Origin of the sequence: Bradyrhizobium sp. Ash2021, assembly GCF_031202265.1 — a bacterium.
Lineage (GTDB): Bacteria > Pseudomonadota > Alphaproteobacteria > Rhizobiales > Xanthobacteraceae > Bradyrhizobium.
Map to the genome: position 1 here is coordinate 2,901,049 of NZ_CP100604.1, position 17,234 is coordinate 2,918,282.

Sequence of the window (17,234 nt, forward strand, 5' to 3'; positions counted from 1 at the left end):
CTGAATTCAGAATTCATTCCTGGGCAACGCGCTTTCTGGCTTCCTCCTCGTAAAGCTCCTTCTTGGACAGCTTGCCGACGGCCGTCCTCGGCAGGGCATCGCGAATTTCCAACGCGCCGATCATTTCGTGCTTTCCCAACTTGTCCTTGAGAAAGTCCTTCATCTGCTCGAGCGTGACGGGGCTTGAGTTGGTCTTGAGCTTCACGAAGGCCTTTGGCGAATGGCCGCGATAGTCGTCGTGGATTCCGATCACGATGACCTCTTCAATGCCTGGATGCTGGTAAATTGCCTCTTCGATGATGCGCGGGTAGACGTTAAATCCGCCGCACAGCAGCATGTCCTTGGTACGGTCGACAATGAAGACGTATCCATCTTCATCCATGTATCCGACGTCGCCGGTTCGAAGGAAACCGTCCTTGGTCATGGCCTCCTTTGTTGCATCTGCGCGCTTCCAATATCCCCGCATGACGTTGGGACCGCCGATGCAAATCTCGCCTTTTTCGCCCAAGCCCACGTAGCGAGACGGATCGTCGACGTCAGCAAACTTGATGGTGATGCCGGGAATGGGAATCCCGCACGAGCCGGGCTTCACCGCACCTTCCAGTGGTGTGAAGGTACCTGTCGGTGACGTTTCGGTCATGCCCCAGCCCTCGGCCAATCGGCAGCCAGAGATGTCCTGGAAGCGTTTCTGGACCTCCAGAGGAAGAGGGGCTCCTCCGGACGCGCACCACTTGATCGAAGACAAATCGAGATCTTCAACGCCCGGATAGTTGATGATCGCGACATACATCGTTGGTACGCCGGGAAATACCGTGACTTTCTTCTCGGAAATGTCCTTCACCACCGCTGCCGCGTCGAACCGGGTATGCAGGATCAGCTCTGCGCCGATGCGCATACCCAACAGCATATTGACCGTCAGCGCATAGATGTGGAACGGCGGCAGGACGGCAAGAATCCGCTCGCGCCCTTCGTCGAGGAGTTGCGGCTCCGTATGCGTCGTCTCAACGTATTGCGCGGTTGCGGACGAAAGGTTGGCGTGCGTGAGCATCGCGCCTTTTGGAAGTCCGGTCGTACCCCCGGTGTATTGAAGTACCGCCACGGACTCACGCAGATCGGCAACCGGAAACGCAACATACTCACCATTGTTATTAACAAGCTCGTCAAACGTCACGTGCTTGCTATCTTTGGGGACTGTGACGGTTTCGCCATTGTGCGACATTTGAGCGCGCACGGCTTCGGGCGCCGGAGTCATTTCCGCTAAGTTGCCGACTACGAGTGTTTTCAATCTCGTCCTGCCGAGCAGCCGGCCCATCTGCGGGTAAAGCGCCTTGAGATCGAGCGTCACCAATATGTCAGTCTCGCTGTCTTCGACCTTGTGCTCGAGGACCTTTTCCGCATCCAGAGGCGAGTAGTTGACTACGGTGCCACCCGCCTTCATCACGCCGAAGAATGCGATGACGTAATGAGGTGTGTTGGGGAGATAGAGACCGACGTGTACGCCAGGGCGCACACCGAGCTTTTGGAATCCCTTGGCCGCTCGATTAGCTAGATGTGGGCTTTCAGGAGGTTGTCCATCTGGTCCGAACCGAGGAAGCTGAGGTTGCGAAGCTTCAGTGTTCCACGGAGAGACCAGATGAACAGCCATAAGAATGCTCGCCTGACGCCGAAAGGTCGAGAGGCCATGGTGCGGAGTGTGGCAGCGGGACTGAGCAAAGCGGCCGCCGCGCGCCAGTTCAACACCACGCCAAAGACCGTCGCCAAATGGGTCGAACGGTTCCGCGCAGGCGGTGTCGATGGTTTGCGCGACCGCTCCTCCAGGCCTCTTTCATTGCCAAGCCAAACGGCGCCCGCCACATGCGCCGTGGTTGAGGCCTTGCGCCGCCAGCGCTACACCGGCAAGCAGATCGCGGTCGAGGTCGGCGTGTCTCCGGCGACCGTCAGCCGCATCCTGCAGCGGCTCGGCATCAACAAGCTCTCGGCACTGGAGCCGGCCGAACCGGTGCGCCGGTACGAGCGCGAACACCCCGGCGAGATCATCCACATCGATATCAAAAAGCTGGGCCGTTTCGAGCAAGTCGGCCACCGCATCACCGGCGATCGCCAAAGCAAGAGCCGCAGGGTCGGTTGGGAATATCTGCACCTGGCAATCGACGACCATTCCCGCGTCGCCTATTCGGAAATCTTGCCCGATGAAAAACGTCGATCCTGCCTGAGCTTTCTCTTTAACGCGTTGCGCTTCTTCAGGGCCCATGGCGTCAAAGTCTATCGTGTCATGACCGACAACGGCACTAGCTTCCGATCCCGTCGTTACCCTAAGGCATTGCGCCTGCTCAAAATCAAGCACCTGCGCACTAAGCCCTATACGCCGAAAACCAACGGCAAGGCCGAGCGCTTCGTCCAAACCTCGTTGCGCGAATGGGCCTATGCCCAAGCCTATCTCACATCCGATCATCGGGCTCAGCACCTGCCGATCTGGCTGCATCGATATAACTGGCATCGACCACACAGCAGTCTAAAGTCCAAACCACCCATCAGCCGCCTCGGCTTGACCGAGGACAACCTGTTGAGGCTCCACAACTAGGTCGTTCAGCTCCCGATAGAGGATCTTTTTGTTCATAAAATTGAGCGCGGGATTATCCGACCATTTGGCGGCAGATCGCTCCAGAATCTGCTGGACCGGCATAATCGTCAATTCTGCGTCGCAGCGAACGCCTCGCGGGTACGATTTGATCCAGGGCGCTACAGACATGTAGTCATTCCTTCGAGCACTGCAGCGGTGCGCAAAGATCAACGACCGCCAAATCGCGTGAACTTGAATTTTGTACAGACGACAAACGCAACGGGGCTCGCTTGATCCTACGTCCCCATCACTTGATGACTGTCCCGTTCTATCGCATTGACAAGAGTTGTCAGCCGATCGGTGTTTTTGCAGTGCGGGAACATTTTAATCGGCCAGCTAATGGCCTTCGGCACCACATCAACGTATCGTTCAGAAGATCGGTGTGCGGAGACCTACGATGAGACTACGCGCGCTGTTGTGCTTGTCCGGATCGCGGATTCTCGCCGTAGGAACTGCGCGCGCCGTTGTTCGGGGGCAGTTTGGGAATATCCCTGACGATGTTCGCGCATGGTTCAAATGCGTGCGTAGCCCCGCCGGCGTTCCTTGCCGTGACATTTCCGACGGGCATCGAACGATCTACGACGTGCGTGTGGGAGTCTACTGGGTACCGATCGACGGTGTCTGGTGGCAGGTCCCGGAGAAAGCGATCGTTCGAAGCGTAGGTAATCCGTTAGGTGAAGCCGTTGTCTGGTATGTCAATGTTCGCGGCAATATCGACATCCGTTGTTTCGTTCCGGCCGATGCGAGTTAGGATAGCAAGAGGGTAACGATGGTTGGTTTTGTTGCGGCGCGATATCCATCGGAACCGATCGCTGGTGTGCGGCTGTATCGATCGACATTTGTGTTGTGGAATGTGTGGGTCCGTATCAAGCATGATACCGGTCAAAACCAACAAGAGTTGCCGATCGTTGGAGGCTTAAATGAAAGGTACGTCATCGCCGGACGATCCGTCTGCCTATCTTGAAAACCTGATGCATGCGGGCCAGCAATCGATGAAGCGGTTTGACGATGCGCTCGCGGCGGCAATGGGAGTATCCGACAAGAGCTCGGCCCCCATGGGTCAGGTCTTTTCGCCTTTTGCGTTCGCGATAGATATGCAGCGCGAGTACGTCACGCAAATCTGGCGGTTCTGGAACGCCGCGGTCATAGGGACACTTACCCTCGGCACAAAACCTGCGATCCTGCCAGTTCGCGGCGACAAGCGCTTCAAGGACCAAGCGTGGCAGGAGACGCCTTACTACGATCTTCTCAAACAATCGTATCTCCTCGCCTCAACACAACTTCACGAGCTGGTTGATCACGCACAGGTCGATAACAGAACGAGGCTGCAGCTTCGTTTTTACGCGCGTCAATTCATTGACGCGATGAGTCCCTCAAATTTCCCCGCGACCAATCCGGAAGTCATACGGAAAGCAATCGAAACCCGCGCGGCGAGTCTTACCGCCGGAATCCAGAATCTGATCGAAGATATTCAGAAGGGACGAATTACGAGGGTCGACGAATCTGCTTTTGAAGTGGGTGGTAACCTCGCAGTTACACCGGGCTTCGTCGTCTTTGAGAACGAATTGATCCAACTGATCCAGTACACGCCGAAGACGCCCGACGTCGAGAAGACGCCGTTGCTGATTGTACCGCCTTGCATCAACAAATATTATCTTCTCGATCTAGGTACAGGGAATTCGCTTGTCGAATATGCCGTCGCCCAAGGTCATCAGGTCTTCCTGATTTCCTGGCGGAGCGCGGTGCCTGAGATCGGACATCTGAGCTGGGATGATTATTTGAGGCTTGGCCCGCTCAAGGCTATCGATGTGGTACGCGATATCGCCAACGTCGACGAAGTTCACGCGCTCGGTTTCTGCGTTGGGGGCACTATTTTGAGCTGCGCAGGGGGGGTGCTCGCCGCGCGTGACGAAAACAAGCTCGCGACCATCACGCTTTTGACCACCATGCTCGACTTTACCGACACAGGCGATATCGGCCTGCTGATCGACGAGGGCTCGGTTGTCTTGCGAGAGGCGACGATCGGAAGAGGCGGCGTCCTTCCCGGCAAAGAGTTGGCCTTCACGTTCGGAACGTTACGCGCCAACGATCTGATCTGGCGCTATGTGGTCGACAGCTATCTGAAAGGCGCGACGCTTGACGCATTCGACCTGTTGTACTGGGACTCCGACAGCGTCAGCCTGCCAGGCCCGATGTATTGCTGGTACGCGCGCAATACATATTTGGAGAACAACATCAAGAAACCGGGCAAGACCACGCAGTGCGGAGTTCCCATTGACCTCTCCTGTGTCAAAGTGCCGCTCTATATGCTGGCCTCGCGTGAGGATCACATTGTTCCATGGCAGACCGCGTACCGCTCGAAGGATCTGATCGGAAAAGACCAACGCTTCGTCCTCGCGGCTAGCGGTCACGTTGCTGGCGTCATTAACCCGCCGGCCCGCAACAAACGCAGCCACTGGCTGAATGATGACCTGGCATGCGACGCGAAGGATTGGCTCGAGAATGCCGAAGAGAGACCCGGGAGCTGGTGGCCCGATTGGGATGTTTGGATGAAGCGACACTCCAGCGGGGTGATTCCTGCGCCGGCGCAGGCCGGCAACGCCAACTATAACGTCATCGAGCCGGCACCTGGCCGTTACGTGAAGCAAAAATCAAACTGAAAGAAGCCAAGAAAGGATGGAAACGCCCGTCAATAGGGGCTTTTCTGATTCTCAGATCGTCGCGAAATTCTCAATTTCGAGAGTTTGAGGCTGAAATTGGCGAAATCTCCGGCGAGGAATGCGACAAGCGATGCGTGCTTCCGTGTCGGCCGGTTGAACGGTGTAAAGGACTATGTGACACGCGAACTCTTCGAGCAGCTGATGCACGACGAGGAACATCATATCGATTGTCTTGAAACCCAAATCGACCTCGTCTAAGCTTGGCCTTGAGCTCTATGCCCAACATCATATCGGGGAGTTCGACGCGAGCGAATGGCGCGGAAGATGGACGCGCATCCTCTCAACCTGCTCAGCCGCTGAATTACGATGTTACGACGCTGTCCGATCCGCCCGTTCAAATAATCAAGTTCTGTTGAATATTGGTGTGTATACCCAAAACCAAACTCGGGAGTAGTGGTGATGGAGTCCGCCAAGGATGGACGTGAAGCGCCTTCAGATTCCTAATGGCGGCAGGTAGCAAAGGACCGTATCGGCTCGATTCAAAAATATAATTCCATGACCCACAGGATTGCCTTCATTCCATTTGATCTTGTTGTTTGGAACGACAATCTTTGTACCAATATCGCGGTGCCGTCGTCCTAATGGCTCGTCGTCACGCGGATCGGTGATGATCGCGATATATTGACCGTCTGACGTTGCCTCAAAGGCATCAGCCCAATATGCGTCTGCCTCACCGCAACACGACACCGCAGGGTTATCAGGTTGCTTTAAGTCCTGATACCATCTTTTCAAATCAGCGTTGGCAGGGTCGTCCCATTGGCCGAGGTCGCGCGCGTTGATCGTCGTGTTGGCAAGCAGCGCGACGACAACGTCCAAGGTAATTCTGATGACGACGTTGCGAGCCATGCTGCAGCCCGAGGACGCACAAAGAGAGAATGCACGCCAAGTCGAAGTCAAAAGTTAGGCGTCGATCCGTCTCTCCCAGGAGATCGACTTCGCTTGTCTTGAGAATCAAGCGGTCCGCTCCCTTGCCATCCTGCCGAGAAACCGAGGACGTCGCACGGATTAACAAATGCACCTCATCGCACCTGATGGCCGAACTCATAACCACGAACGATACAATCACCCTGTTCCGCGTGCCGCAGTCCCGTTCATCGGCAATGTATGCCGAAACGCTCAATTTACCCGGGGTATGCTACCTTCAAGTCGTCAAATGGCTATTCAAGGAAAACCAGATCGCTGAACGACGCCTCTGTCGCCCTTGGGCAACGGATCGATCTGACGCAACTTCGCGTACCAATCTTTCTTCTCGCTGCCGGCAAGGTCGTTTCGGCGGATCAACTGTTCGCGACAACACGGCTAGTCGGCACACCGGCCGAATTGTTGCACACACACAAGGACAACGGAGAGTTAGCGAAGGCCGAGCAGAAGGCCGGCGGCTTTGCCCAGGACGTGATCAAGGCCGAGCAACGAACCAAGCTCCTGGCGCTCACAGCACCGGTCGACGGCGTGGTGCAGCAGCTGGCCGTGCACACAGTCGGGGGCGTGGTGACCCCGGCGCAGGCGCTGCTCGCGGTTGTGCCGCTCGACAGCCATCTGGAAATCGAGGCAATGGTGTCGAATCGCGACATCGGCTTCGTGCATCCCGGCCAGCAAGCCGAGGTCAAAGTCGATACCTTCAGTTTCACCCGCTATGGTCTCCTGCATGGGGAGGTCATTAACGTGTCCCAGGACGCCATCACCCGCGACAAACCCCAGGACAAATCCAATGACAAGACGGCGGGCACGGAAACCACCAGCAGCGAGCCCAAGGGCCAGGAGATGAACTACGCGGCGCGGGTCTCGCTCGACCGCACGCAGATGCAGATAGACGCTGAGAGAACGGTAATACTGACGCCGGAGACCGGGTTTGATCACCACTGCGTGGTGGAGCTTGCAGTGCAATCTGGTGAATTCTCGCCTCGCCGCGAGGTGAAGTTCCGGACAAATGCCACGTCATCCTCGTCGATCCATTGCCGCGCAACACGGCCGGCATGGGGACCGGGTGGTGACGCAGGACCCTGACCAGGGATGCAGAACGATCAAAATTCACGCCTGTCCTGCTAAGTGGCAACGAAACGCCTCTGGGGGCATGGGCTTCGCCTTCCTTCCGAAGTCGCCGATTACAGATGAGACGCGGGACGTTTGGAACGGGTACCCGTATGAGAATGTCGTGGCGTGTGCGCGTCGTTCCTGGGCCATTGCAGAATGGGCGTAGTTGCGCTTCAGCGCTCTCCGGAACAGCGAGCGCGGGTCCGGATTGCAGAATGGGTGTCGTAACTCTGCCTCGCAGACGAAGGTGAGCGAGAGAGCGACTGGCCCTCCCCTGGGGGAAACGGCGGCCCCGGCTTTTGGCGACTACGCTCTCAGACGTTTTCGCAATTGTTGGCGCGCCTATGGCTCGCCATCCAGTCTTCGCTTCGCCGTGGTGAGTATCTCGTCGAACTCCTGCTGGGCGTCGTCCCTGCGCTTGAAAGCCGCTAGCACCTCATCGATCTGAAGGAGAACAGCAATCTGCACGTTGTAACCAACGATGCCGGTTCGAGCCCTGGTGCGCCCACCATTACAAAATCAAGCACTTGCAGTCGATCGTTAAAGCGTCATTCCGACACGTTGAATCAGCGGCCGTTACGACAAAACCACTTTTCTTCGTCGTACCGTTTCCGCGTCCAAATCTTCAACGCGAGCGATCTCTTCACCACGTAGCTGCAGCCATGTACCTGGCGATGAAGTCCTAAGCGTGTCGCGGCGTAGGTCTTTCGTTCGGCGACAGGCTTTGTGCGGACCGTACGTCAGTGAAGGGTCAAACGTGACGAAGGACGCTCGTCCGAGCCCCAGGCGCGAAAGACCGTTTCTGCTATCTCGCTGGCGGAGATACCGAGCGTCCGGGTCTCGTCGCGGTTGGCGGGGTAGAAATCGCGCACCGGAGTGCTGATCACGAACGGCAGTACCGCCAGTCCAAGATAGCCTCCCGACGAAAGGATGGTCGTCGGGTCGGCGCGTAGTGCACCAGGTGTCGCCAAACCCCACTCTGACGTCCTCTGCCATCCGAGGAGTCTTATTTCCCAATCGGAATCGTTCAATTTGAAATCAGGTTCCGAGATCGTCTCTATCGCCCCCGAGAACGCCGCCTCGATCAAGGGCAGGTGTTCGAGATATCGGCACTTCAACGCGTCCCTGAGCGAACGGAGTTCGGCAAGGACGGTTCTGGCTGCATCCGCGTCCTCCAGGGCAATCGCGGAAAGTCCGTATAAGGCGTCGAACACTCTGACCGGGTGCGTCGCGTGGGAGACCACCCGCAGATACTTTTCCACGACGTCAATTCCGAATGCTATCGCCGAACGGGCGGCGCAGGCCGCCAGCCACAGCGTCCGTTCGCGCAGCAGAGGGAACGTGGGCGTCCACGAGACCCACTGTATGCGCTTCGCCATATCCGACAGCCAAGGGTTGGCCTCCGGCGCCGACGACAGAAGTATCGTGTTGCCCATGGCGTGCATCGCCATCCAATATTGGGCAAGTCTGGCCTCGTTCATTTTGGATTCGAGGATATCGTACCTGATCGTGTCCATTAGGCTACTCATCCTAGTCGCACATCGATAGGCGAGATGTTCGAGCACGGGAGACCATTCGATCAAACGGCCGAACTGCTGCCGCGACGGCAAACCCCATCCGTGGACCAAGGGCTCCATCAGCTTCCACGCCCTTCTGAGGGCCCTTGTTTCCGCCAATGCCGCGTAAACCGCATCGCCGAGTGCCGGTTCGCGCGTCACCGCTTGCCCAAGGTCGATCGAAGGCAACCCTTCAGGCTTTTGGCGGCGCGCGGCAACCGATCCCTTAGGATCGATCTCTATCCATGCACTTGTCTGCATGTGGCGCACGAAGATCGGTTGACTTTCCGATGCACCGGCGAGCGCTCTCAAACGGCTCCGAAGGGATCGGTTCAGTCCGATTCCGATCGAGAAGGCGATCGACGATTCCATTGCCGCATAATCGGAGGAAATCGAAGATGCCAGCGATTGTGCATCCGAGTTCGACTGTATGTTCAACCCGAGCCTCCCGCGTTATCAATCTCGATCTCGTCATTGAACTATGGAAATCTCTAGGTCATGCTCCCCGGCATGAAGCAGAGAATTTGAGGGTGCCCGTCCAACCAGGTAGGCCAAACCATCGTCCGCCCCGCACGATTTGGCTCTGTTACAACGGCATCCTCGGGGACGTTGACCCATTCGCCATCGATCTGAACGCGATAGTGACCGTCACGTGATTCCCAATCGAGGTCCGAGAGCGCCCGACCATCGGCGTCCGAACAACATAGGCCCTTTTTGCTGGCCAATTGTTCAAACCATTCGTGAAGTGGCGAATTGGCATATTTGCCATCGCGATCACGGGCATGCGCTGACTGGAAGGCCAGCAAGATGGCCGCAAAGACGGCTAACGATCTGATCCACACAACCATCGATTACCTTTCGCGCTGCTGTAGAGGTACGCGGCGCTTACCTCACCTTCATTCGGCTCGGATCGCGAAAATGGAAATTCGGGATCCTTAGGATGCGTGGAAGCGAAGTCGAAGCGGTGTCCCAGGATTCCGATAAGCTGGTGCACGATGAAGACACCTATCCGAAGACCGTCGCGCCGCGCTGCTGCGGTTATTGCTGGCCCCAGTCGATTCACTCGTGGTCTACAGAGCCGATCAGCAAATTGCGCTTGAGCGCAGAAACTTCCTGTTCAAGCCGCAAGACCCGTTCATAGAGACTCTCCAAAGGAGACGTCTCAGCGGCCTCGATCAGCCGGTAAAGTTGGCTCAGGGTCCTTCGCCACCCTGTGCCGGCGGCCGATGGCGTCTCTACTGTTCGCATATTCGCTCCCGTAAGCTGAGTGGGCACGGCGTCCTGGCACGGACATAGGAACGCGATTCGCACGAGAACTGTCCGTAGCGTACCCACCGTATTTGGCGATTGCAGTAATTAGAGTATAATTGACATCTATATCGTAAGCACGAACTGACGGACCAGCGAAATCGATCCCCCAACACACGAAAGTGATTAGGCGCCCCAAAGCTGATGAGAGGGATCGAATAAGATGTCGATTGACATATTAGTGGGTTCCAGCCGATTGCAGTTGCATTATATTATGATTATCATCTATGTAGGTGGAGGCAACACCGATTGTTGGCCTCTACTGCGAAAGAGTTTTCGGGTCCAGGCTCTGGTAATTAGAGGGGCCGTTGCGTCCCGCAACACAAGGACGAGATGAGATCATGCGCATCGAACAATTCATCGAGAACGAAGTAAGGTCGAACGGCGTCGTGCTCTTCATGAAAGGAACGCCGCAATTTCCACAGTGCGGATTTTCGAGTCAACTGGTCCAGATTCTCGAATATGTCGGGGTCGCTTACAAGGCGCTCAATGTTTACGACTCGGCCGAACTGCGGGATGGAATCAAGATCTACTCCAACTGGCCCACGATCCCGCAACTCTACGTCAAGGGCGAATTCGTCGGCGGATGCGACATCGTGCGCGAAATGTTCCAGGCCGGTGAGCTTCAGCAGCTTTTTATCAAAAATGGACTTTCCGTCCTTCAGCCTGCGGACTGATAGTTCAATTTTATTGAGGACTGCCGTCAACGGCATCACCAGTGGTGATGTCGTTCATTAGCGACCCCGATGCCGCCCGTTTTGCGAGAATCCGGGCAGATGCGGTGACAAGGAAGTTCGCCAATCCTGGTTGGCGCTGCCACGTCAGACACGTTAGCGCACAGATCGAGACTGGATAGAAGATGCGCCGAATAGTTGTGACGGGGATGGGAGCGGTGTCGCCGCTGGGCTGCGGGGTGGAGACCAATTGGTCGCGCCTGCTCGCCGGGCGGTCCGGCATTCGCACGCTGCCCGAGGCGATAACGGCCGACCTGAGTGCAAAGGTCGGCGGCCAGGTCCCCGACGTCGCGGTGGATCCCGAAGGCGGCTTCGATCCGGATCGCGTGGGCCCGCGCAAGGACCAACGCAAAATGGATCGCTTCATCTTATTTGCGCTCCTGGCGGCGGATGAAGCGATCGCGCAAGCCAATTGGAGGCCGGAGGACGTGCGATCGCGCCAGCGCACCGCAACTGTGATCGCTTCGGGTATCGGCGGATTTCCGGCGATCGCAGACGCAGTCCGCACGACCGACATCAAAGGCATTCGTCGGCTCTCCCCCTTCACAGTGCCGTCGTTTCTCGTCAACCTTGCCGCCGGTCATATTTCCATCCGCTACGGATTCGAGGGCGCGATCGGCGCGCCGGTCACGGCTTGCGCCGCGAGCGTGCAGGCGATCGGCGACGCCGCGCGTCTAATCCGTGCGGGTGAGGCCGACATCGCGATCTGCGGCGGCGCAGAAGCCTGCATTGATCGGGTCAGCCTTGGTGGCTTCGCGGCAGCGCGCGCACTTTCGTCGGGCTTCAACGACATGCCGGAGCGCGCGTCGCGGCCGTTCGACCGCGACCGCGACGGATTCGTAATGGGCGAGGGCGCCGGCGTCGTAGTGATCGAGGCGCTCGATCACGCGCAGGCGCGGGGTGCGGAGCCGATCGCAGAAGTGATCGGCTACGGCACCACATCGGACGCGTTTCACATGACCGCCGGGCGCGAAGACGGGGATGGCGCTAGGCGGGCGATGCAAATGGCCTTGCAGCAGGCGGGAATTTCCGCGCGCGACATCCAGCATCTCAACGCGCACGCGACTTCGACCCCCGTCGGCGATCACGGCGAGCTGGAAGCGATCAAGACCATCTTCGGCACCAATGGCGGCGTCGCCGTCAGCTCAACCAAGTCCGCCACCGGCCATCTGCTTGGCGCCGCCGGCGGCCTGGAGGCAATCTTCGCGATCCTCGCGTTACGCGATCAGATTGCGCCGGAAACGCTCAACCTCGACAATCCCGATCCCTCCTCGGAGGGCATCGATCTGGTCCGCGGCAGCGCCCGCGCGATGAAAATCGATCACGTGCTTTCAAACGGGTTCGGCTTCGGCGGCGTCAACGCGAGCGTGGTGTTGCGCAAGATGTAAGAACGTCAATTCTTGGAAAACGGAGTAGGGGATACATATGCCTCAGCGGTATGAGCGCGGTCACTCGCGCTGCCGGCCGCATGGAACGTGCTCGGGGATCGAGGGCTGGGCTTCCTCTTCGGCCAAGGCATTTCCCCATTTTACGAGGGCCAGCAGGACAGGATAGAGCTGGCGGCCTTTTTCGGTCAGGAGATATTCGTGAACTCGCGCCGACTTCCGCGAAGATACTTTCTTCAGCACCCCAAGGCGGACCATTTTCTTCAGCCTCGCGGCGAGCAGCGGTTTCGACAAGCCCAGCGAAGACTGGATTTCTCCATATCTTCGAAGCCTGAGGAAACACTGATTCAGTATCAGGAGGGTCCAACGGTCCCCGATCACCGACAATGCTTTGCACAGTGACGAGGATTGCCCGGCCAAGGCGTTCCACTTCATCGGCCCTCTCCCTGCGTCGTTGCCTCTCGTTGGAACCGGTCGGCGGCAGCTCTGACTAACCGCTGCCGGGCTTCGGCAGCTTCGGTTCTTGATCTTTTCATCTTGCGGCCCCCCGAGCGGGGCAAGTCCGGGAAGAACAGCCACATCGCTCTTGACTTGTCAGACAATAGTCTATTTTAGATGTCGATTGTACTCCAAATATCAAACACGTCCAGCGAGGATGACGCGGCCAAACCGCGCTCGGCGATAATTAGTGGACCCGACTAAAATGCGTGGGCAGGATGTGTTCAGGTGTCCTGCAGGAGACTACTCATGAGAAGGTCGAGAGAGGAAACGGCGGAGACGCGACGGAACATCGTGAAGACCGCCGGAATTCGTTTCCGTCAGAACGGGATCTGCGAAACGGGCTTGGCCGATCTGATGGAAAGTGCCGGCCTGACGCACGGCGGGTTCTACCGGCACTTCGACTCGAAGGACCAACTCGTCTCCGAAGCTTCGGCGGGCGCGTTCGCGGCCAAAATCGGCGAGATGCAAGCTTCCGCCTCCACGGCCAGGGGCCGCAAAGCGCTTGAAGCAATCGTCAATGACTATCTTTCGCCTGAGCACAGGAAGGACCGGGCTCACGGATGCCCTCTAGCCGCGCTCGGGAGCGAACTCGCGAGGTCGGACAAGTCGACACGGTCCGCGGCCACCAAAGGGATCCTCAAGATGATCGCCGAAGTCGCCGAACGGATGAAGGATCCGGGCACCGAGCGGGCGAAGAAATCCGCCAGTGTATTCCTCGCGACGATGCTTGGCGCGCTGACGATCTCCAGAATTGTTGCTGATCCGAAGGTCTCGAACGAGATTTTGGCCGCCGCACGCGCCAAATTGTCGTCTTGGGAGTGACGGTTTTTCGGCGCATGGCCCATCACCTGGCCCGACGCGACGGTCTCCCCGTCTGACGGGCATACGCCGGCGACTCGGCATAAGGGCCCGATCTCGACGTTTCGAGGATCTCCGACAAGAAGGTGTCGTCGTGGACGGCGCGCATAAGACCGCACCGACAACTTCGGTCGTCAACGAGTGCAGCAAGCGGAATCCCTATCGCAAATTTGTAGTTTAGCGGGGCGTCGCTGGAGGGGGCGCCAAACCAGTAGTTGACGAGCTTGGAGCCATTTCCTTCACGCTGCGCGGCCGTGGCGACAGAACCGCCAACTGATGCGGGGACGCCGGCATTCCGTAGAGCATGAGCGTCGGCGTCGGTGATCTCTCTCGGACGCCAGCAGAACCCAACACAGCAACCTGGGTCTGCGTGATTGGAAATCCGAATCCTTCGAAAGCCGGACGTTCTTCAGCCTTCGCGTTGATTCCACCAAGCACGACCACTGTTGCGCCGATAATCAAAAAAAGCTTTCTCACGCACACCTCCGTTCAAAGTTTGCGGCGACAGTCCAGCAAGGCGCGAGATCAGTTCGGCTATGCTGCGTCAGAATCCCTTAATATGTCGATCGACATCTAATTCAATCCCTCCTCATCAGATTTGACGCATCACTTTCCTGTGTGGCCATAGATTGCGCTTGTCCGTCCGCGGTTATTATATAGAGGTCAGTGATCATCTAATATAACGGACTGAGCCTTGACAGCCTGAAATGTAACTGATACGGCTCTATTTATGACCGCGAATAGTCGTATGGCGAGTGCTGTCCACATCATGAGTTTCGTCGCTTACGCCGGCGACGAGGGGACGACTTCGGAGGCAATCGCGAAAAGCCTCCAGACCAACCCGGTCGTGGTGCGGAAGATCCTCAAGCTCCTCGAGCAAGAGGGACTGGTCGCTCTTCGCCAAGGCCGCCAAGGCGGCGTCGGTCTCCGACGCGCGGCATCTCGCATTACCGTCGGTCAGATTTACAAGGCGGTTGAAAGCGAGAGCGGAGTTTTTGCGATGCGCGGCCAGGTGCATGAGGGATGCGTGGTGGCCTGTGCGATGAAACGAAGGCTTGGCCCAATCTTCGACGCTGCGAACGACGCCGTTGAGCAGGCTCTCAGCAAAACGAGCTTGGCGGAGCTGGTACGCGGCGTCCGCTAAATTTGCCCCAAAATGTAACCGAGACGGATATGTTTAATCCAAGGAGTGACGACAATGGGTAGACTAGCGGACAAGAATATCCTTATCACTGGCGGGAACAGCGGCATCGGGCTGGCTGCAGCCCAGGAATTCGATCGAGAGGGCGCGCGCGTCGCCATCTGCGGCTTGAAGGAGGGGACGCTGCTGGCGGCTAAGAGGACACTCGGGGCCGGAAGTCTCGCCATTCGCGCGGACGTCAGCAAACTCGCCGACCTCGATACGATGTTCGCCACGATCGAGCGGGAGTTCGGGCACTTGGACGGCATCTTCGCAAATGCAGGTTACAGCGAGTTCCTGCCGTTCGAAGAGGTAACAGAGCATAGCTTCGACAAGGTGATAGGCTCCAATTTCAAAGGGGCTTACTTCACGATTCAAAAGGCCTTGCCGCTGCTCAGGCGAGGCTCATCTGTCATCATCAATGCGTCCGTTGGCGCGCGCAAGGGGTGGCCGACGACCTCGACCGTCTCGACCTGCAAGGCCGCGGTCGTCCACCTCGCGCGAATCCTCAGCGCCGAACTCGTGGACCGCGGGATTCGCGTGAATACCCTAAGCCCAGGCCCGACGGACACGGCGATGTTCGGTCGCTTCGCCGGTGAAGAGCAGGGCGATGCGGTCAAGGGCGTCCTTGCAACCAACAATCCCAGCAAGCGCATGGCTGATCCGTCGGAAATCGCGAAGCTGGCGGTTTACCTCGCGTCCGACGATTCCGCGTACGTCGTCGGGGCAGACTTCCTGATCGACGGCGGGGTCTCGGCCATTTCGCCCGTGGGCGCTTGAGCTTTGTTGCAGAGAGGCCGTTCCCGCTCAGGCAAGGGACGGCATGCACCGCCAATCCCCGTCACGCCAGAAAACTGTCGGCCAAGACGTTTCTGCCGTCTGCGGTCGTGGATTTGAGCTGGAAAATCGTCGGTTACGCGGCTGACGAAGTACGAACAGGACAGGGCAAGGAGATCACATGATGGAGTCCACGGCCGAGCAGAACAGGGCGATTGATACCCAACACGTCGGCGGCTCTGCCTCGCCAGCTGAACTCGATGCCACTCCGACCGGGCGACGTTCTGGCGATCTCTCTTCAGCAACCACTCCGAATCAGGTGCTGGCCATCGTCTCAGTCGGAATGATTCTGGCTAATCTCGATCTCTTCGTTGTGAATGTCGGCCTACCCAACATTGCTCTGGATTTCGGCAATCCCAGCCTTGAGAGACTTTCTTGGATACTTAACGGGTACACGATAGCGTATGCGGTCCTTTTGGTATTTTTTGGACGCTTGTCAGAGCGCTATCCACGCAATTTAAGCTTCCTCGTCGGGATCGGGGCCTTTACCGCAGCATCAGCCGCGTGCGCAGCTGCCACCGATACTGAGATGCTCGTGGGTTTTCATGCCGTGCAGGCGGCAGCCGCCGCGCTCATGACGCCGACATCGCTTGGGCTACTGCTATCCGCTTTCCCCCTGAGGGCCGGAGCGGCGCCGTGCGAACGTGGACCGCTGTCGGCGGCCTTGCGGCGGCGCTCGGGCCGCTCATCGGCGGGGTTCTGGTCACGGCGAGCTGGCGCTGGATCTTCCTCGTCAATCTCCCGCTCGGGCTAATCACCCTGGTCGTTGGTTGGCGAAAACTCCCGAGAGTAGCTGGCCACAACAGTTCACACCCCCATTTCGGGGCAGCGCTACTGGTGACCGCCGGCGTGGCATCCCTGGTTTTCGCGATCGTCAAGGTGAACGACTGGGGTTGGCATTCTCCGGGCATCAGTGCTGCCTGCGCTGCGACGGTCATTTTCCTCGGGTGGTTCGTTGCGCACTGCCTTCGGTCGTTCGACCCTTTTATCGACCCGCACCTGTTCCGCATCCGTCCGTTCACGGGAGCCGCGCTGGCTATCGCTCCGGGTTCGGCGGCCTTTGGCGCGCTTTTGTTGTCGATGGTGTTGTGGGATCAGATGATCTGGGGTTGGTCGGCTCTGAAGATCGGTCTCGCGATGGCGCCCGGCCCGCTGCTGATACCCGTCGTATCGCTTCTATTCTCGCGCCGGCTCATAGCCCGATTCGGCGTCGCCGCGGTTTGCGCCGCGGGGATGATTTCATTCGCTCTCGGACAGGTCTGGTGGTCCGTTGTGCCCGGTCTTGAGCCGAGCTTTCTCGCCGCGACTTTTGGCATGCTTCCGATCGGCCTCGGTGTCGGATTAGCGCTGCCGACCTTGATGGGGGGTTAGTACGTCATCGCTGCCTCCCTCATCGTTCGCGACAGGTTCCGGAGCAATCAACATGATCCGCCAGACTGGAATCGCAATCGGAGTCGCTCTGCTGGTCGCCATCGTCGGCGTGCCTCATGAGGTCGCGGAGTGG

General features: G+C 58.1%; 14 protein-coding genes and 2 pseudogenes. 11 read left to right on the top strand and 5 right to left on the bottom strand.

Features of this window, described 5'->3' with window-relative positions; genetic code table 11:
* Positions 1 to 13: 13 nt before the first annotated feature.
* Positions 14 to 1,645 (bottom strand): long-chain fatty acid--CoA ligase, encoded by a 1,632-nt coding sequence (locus NL528_RS13995; protein ID WP_309183234.1) that lies wholly within the window; start codon positions 1,643 to 1,645, stop codon positions 14 to 16.
* Between NL528_RS13995 and NL528_RS14000 the strand changes: the two genes are divergently transcribed.
* The 4 genes and pseudogenes from NL528_RS14000 to NL528_RS14015 form a co-directional block, all read left to right on the top strand.
* Complete coding sequence (locus tag NL528_RS14000; protein ID WP_309183236.1) at positions 1,634 to 2,581, top strand: IS481 family transposase; 948 nt, start codon at positions 1,634 to 1,636, stop codon at positions 2,579 to 2,581. The genes NL528_RS13995 and NL528_RS14000 overlap by 12 nt on opposite strands.
* A gap of 436 nt (positions 2,582 to 3,017) precedes the next feature.
* Complete coding sequence (locus tag NL528_RS14005; RefSeq protein WP_309183237.1) at positions 3,018 to 3,371, top strand: hypothetical protein; 354 nt, start codon at positions 3,018 to 3,020, stop codon at positions 3,369 to 3,371.
* Between the two features lie 169 nt (positions 3,372 to 3,540).
* Positions 3,541 to 5,280 (top strand): class I poly(R)-hydroxyalkanoic acid synthase, encoded by a 1,740-nt coding sequence (locus NL528_RS14010; protein ID WP_309183238.1) that lies wholly within the window; start codon positions 3,541 to 3,543, stop codon positions 5,278 to 5,280.
* A gap of 156 nt (positions 5,281 to 5,436) precedes the next feature.
* A pseudogene (locus NL528_RS14015) lies at positions 5,437 to 5,578 on the top strand (bacterioferritin); the annotation flags it as partial.
* Between the two features lie 194 nt (positions 5,579 to 5,772).
* Here the strand turns inward: NL528_RS14015 and NL528_RS14020 are convergent.
* Positions 5,773 to 6,186, bottom strand: a complete 414-nt coding sequence (locus NL528_RS14020; protein WP_309183239.1) for a hypothetical protein — start codon at positions 6,184 to 6,186, stop codon at positions 5,773 to 5,775.
* A 258-nt stretch (positions 6,187 to 6,444) separates the two neighbouring features.
* Here NL528_RS14020 and NL528_RS14025 point away from each other — a divergent pair, with 258 nt between their 5' ends.
* Positions 6,445 to 7,344: an HlyD family efflux transporter periplasmic adaptor subunit gene (locus NL528_RS14025; RefSeq protein WP_309183241.1), complete on the top strand. Its 900-nt coding sequence runs from the start codon at positions 6,445 to 6,447 to the stop codon at positions 7,342 to 7,344.
* Between the two features lie 767 nt (positions 7,345 to 8,111).
* Here NL528_RS14025 and NL528_RS14030 read toward each other — a convergent pair.
* Together NL528_RS14030 and NL528_RS14035 are read right to left on the bottom strand one after the other, a co-directional pair.
* The gene (locus NL528_RS14030; RefSeq protein WP_309183242.1) at positions 8,112 to 9,299 is read right to left on the bottom strand and encodes a hypothetical protein; all 1,188 of its coding nucleotides are present in this window, start codon (positions 9,297 to 9,299) and stop codon (positions 8,112 to 8,114) included.
* A 119-nt stretch (positions 9,300 to 9,418) separates the two neighbouring features.
* Positions 9,419 to 9,775 carry a hypothetical protein gene (locus NL528_RS14035; RefSeq protein WP_309183243.1) on the bottom strand — a complete coding sequence of 119 codons (357 nt, stop codon included), beginning with the start codon at positions 9,773 to 9,775 and terminating at the stop codon, positions 9,419 to 9,421.
* An 801-nt stretch (positions 9,776 to 10,576) separates the two neighbouring features.
* Between NL528_RS14035 and grxD the strand changes: the two genes are divergently transcribed.
* Positions 10,577 to 10,912: a Grx4 family monothiol glutaredoxin gene (gene grxD, locus NL528_RS14040; RefSeq protein WP_309183244.1), complete on the top strand. Its 336-nt coding sequence runs from the start codon at positions 10,577 to 10,579 to the stop codon at positions 10,910 to 10,912.
* A 182-nt stretch (positions 10,913 to 11,094) separates the two neighbouring features.
* Entirely contained in the window at positions 11,095 to 12,357 is a 1,263-nt protein-coding gene (gene fabF, locus NL528_RS14045; RefSeq protein ID WP_309183245.1) for a beta-ketoacyl-ACP synthase II, read from the top strand.
* Positions 12,358 to 12,417: 60 nt separating this feature from the next.
* Here the strand turns inward: fabF and NL528_RS14050 are convergent, their stop codons facing one another.
* Positions 12,418 to 12,789: a helix-turn-helix domain-containing protein gene (locus NL528_RS14050; protein WP_309183246.1), complete on the bottom strand. Its 372-nt coding sequence runs from the start codon at positions 12,787 to 12,789 to the stop codon at positions 12,418 to 12,420.
* 312 nt (positions 12,790 to 13,101) lie between these two features.
* Here NL528_RS14050 and NL528_RS14055 point away from each other — a divergent pair, with 312 nt between their 5' ends.
* The 4 genes and pseudogenes from NL528_RS14055 to NL528_RS14075 all read left to right on the top strand — a co-directional run bounded on the left by NL528_RS14055 (position 13,102) and on the right by NL528_RS14075 (position 17,101).
* The gene (locus tag NL528_RS14055) at positions 13,102 to 13,677 is read left to right on the top strand and encodes a TetR family transcriptional regulator (RefSeq protein ID WP_309183247.1); all 576 of its coding nucleotides are present in this window, start codon (positions 13,102 to 13,104) and stop codon (positions 13,675 to 13,677) included.
* A gap of 784 nt (positions 13,678 to 14,461) precedes the next feature.
* Positions 14,462 to 14,857, top strand: coding sequence for an Rrf2 family transcriptional regulator (locus NL528_RS14060; protein ID WP_309183248.1), 396 nt, complete (start codon positions 14,462 to 14,464; stop codon positions 14,855 to 14,857).
* 54 nt (positions 14,858 to 14,911) lie between these two features.
* Positions 14,912 to 15,673 carry an SDR family oxidoreductase gene (locus tag NL528_RS14065; protein WP_309184894.1) on the top strand — a complete coding sequence of 254 codons (762 nt, stop codon included), beginning with the start codon at positions 14,912 to 14,914 and terminating at the stop codon, positions 15,671 to 15,673.
* Positions 15,674 to 16,013: 340 nt separating this feature from the next.
* Positions 16,014 to 17,101: pseudogene (locus NL528_RS14075) on the top strand (MFS transporter).
* Positions 17,102 to 17,234: the final 133 nt, after the last annotated feature.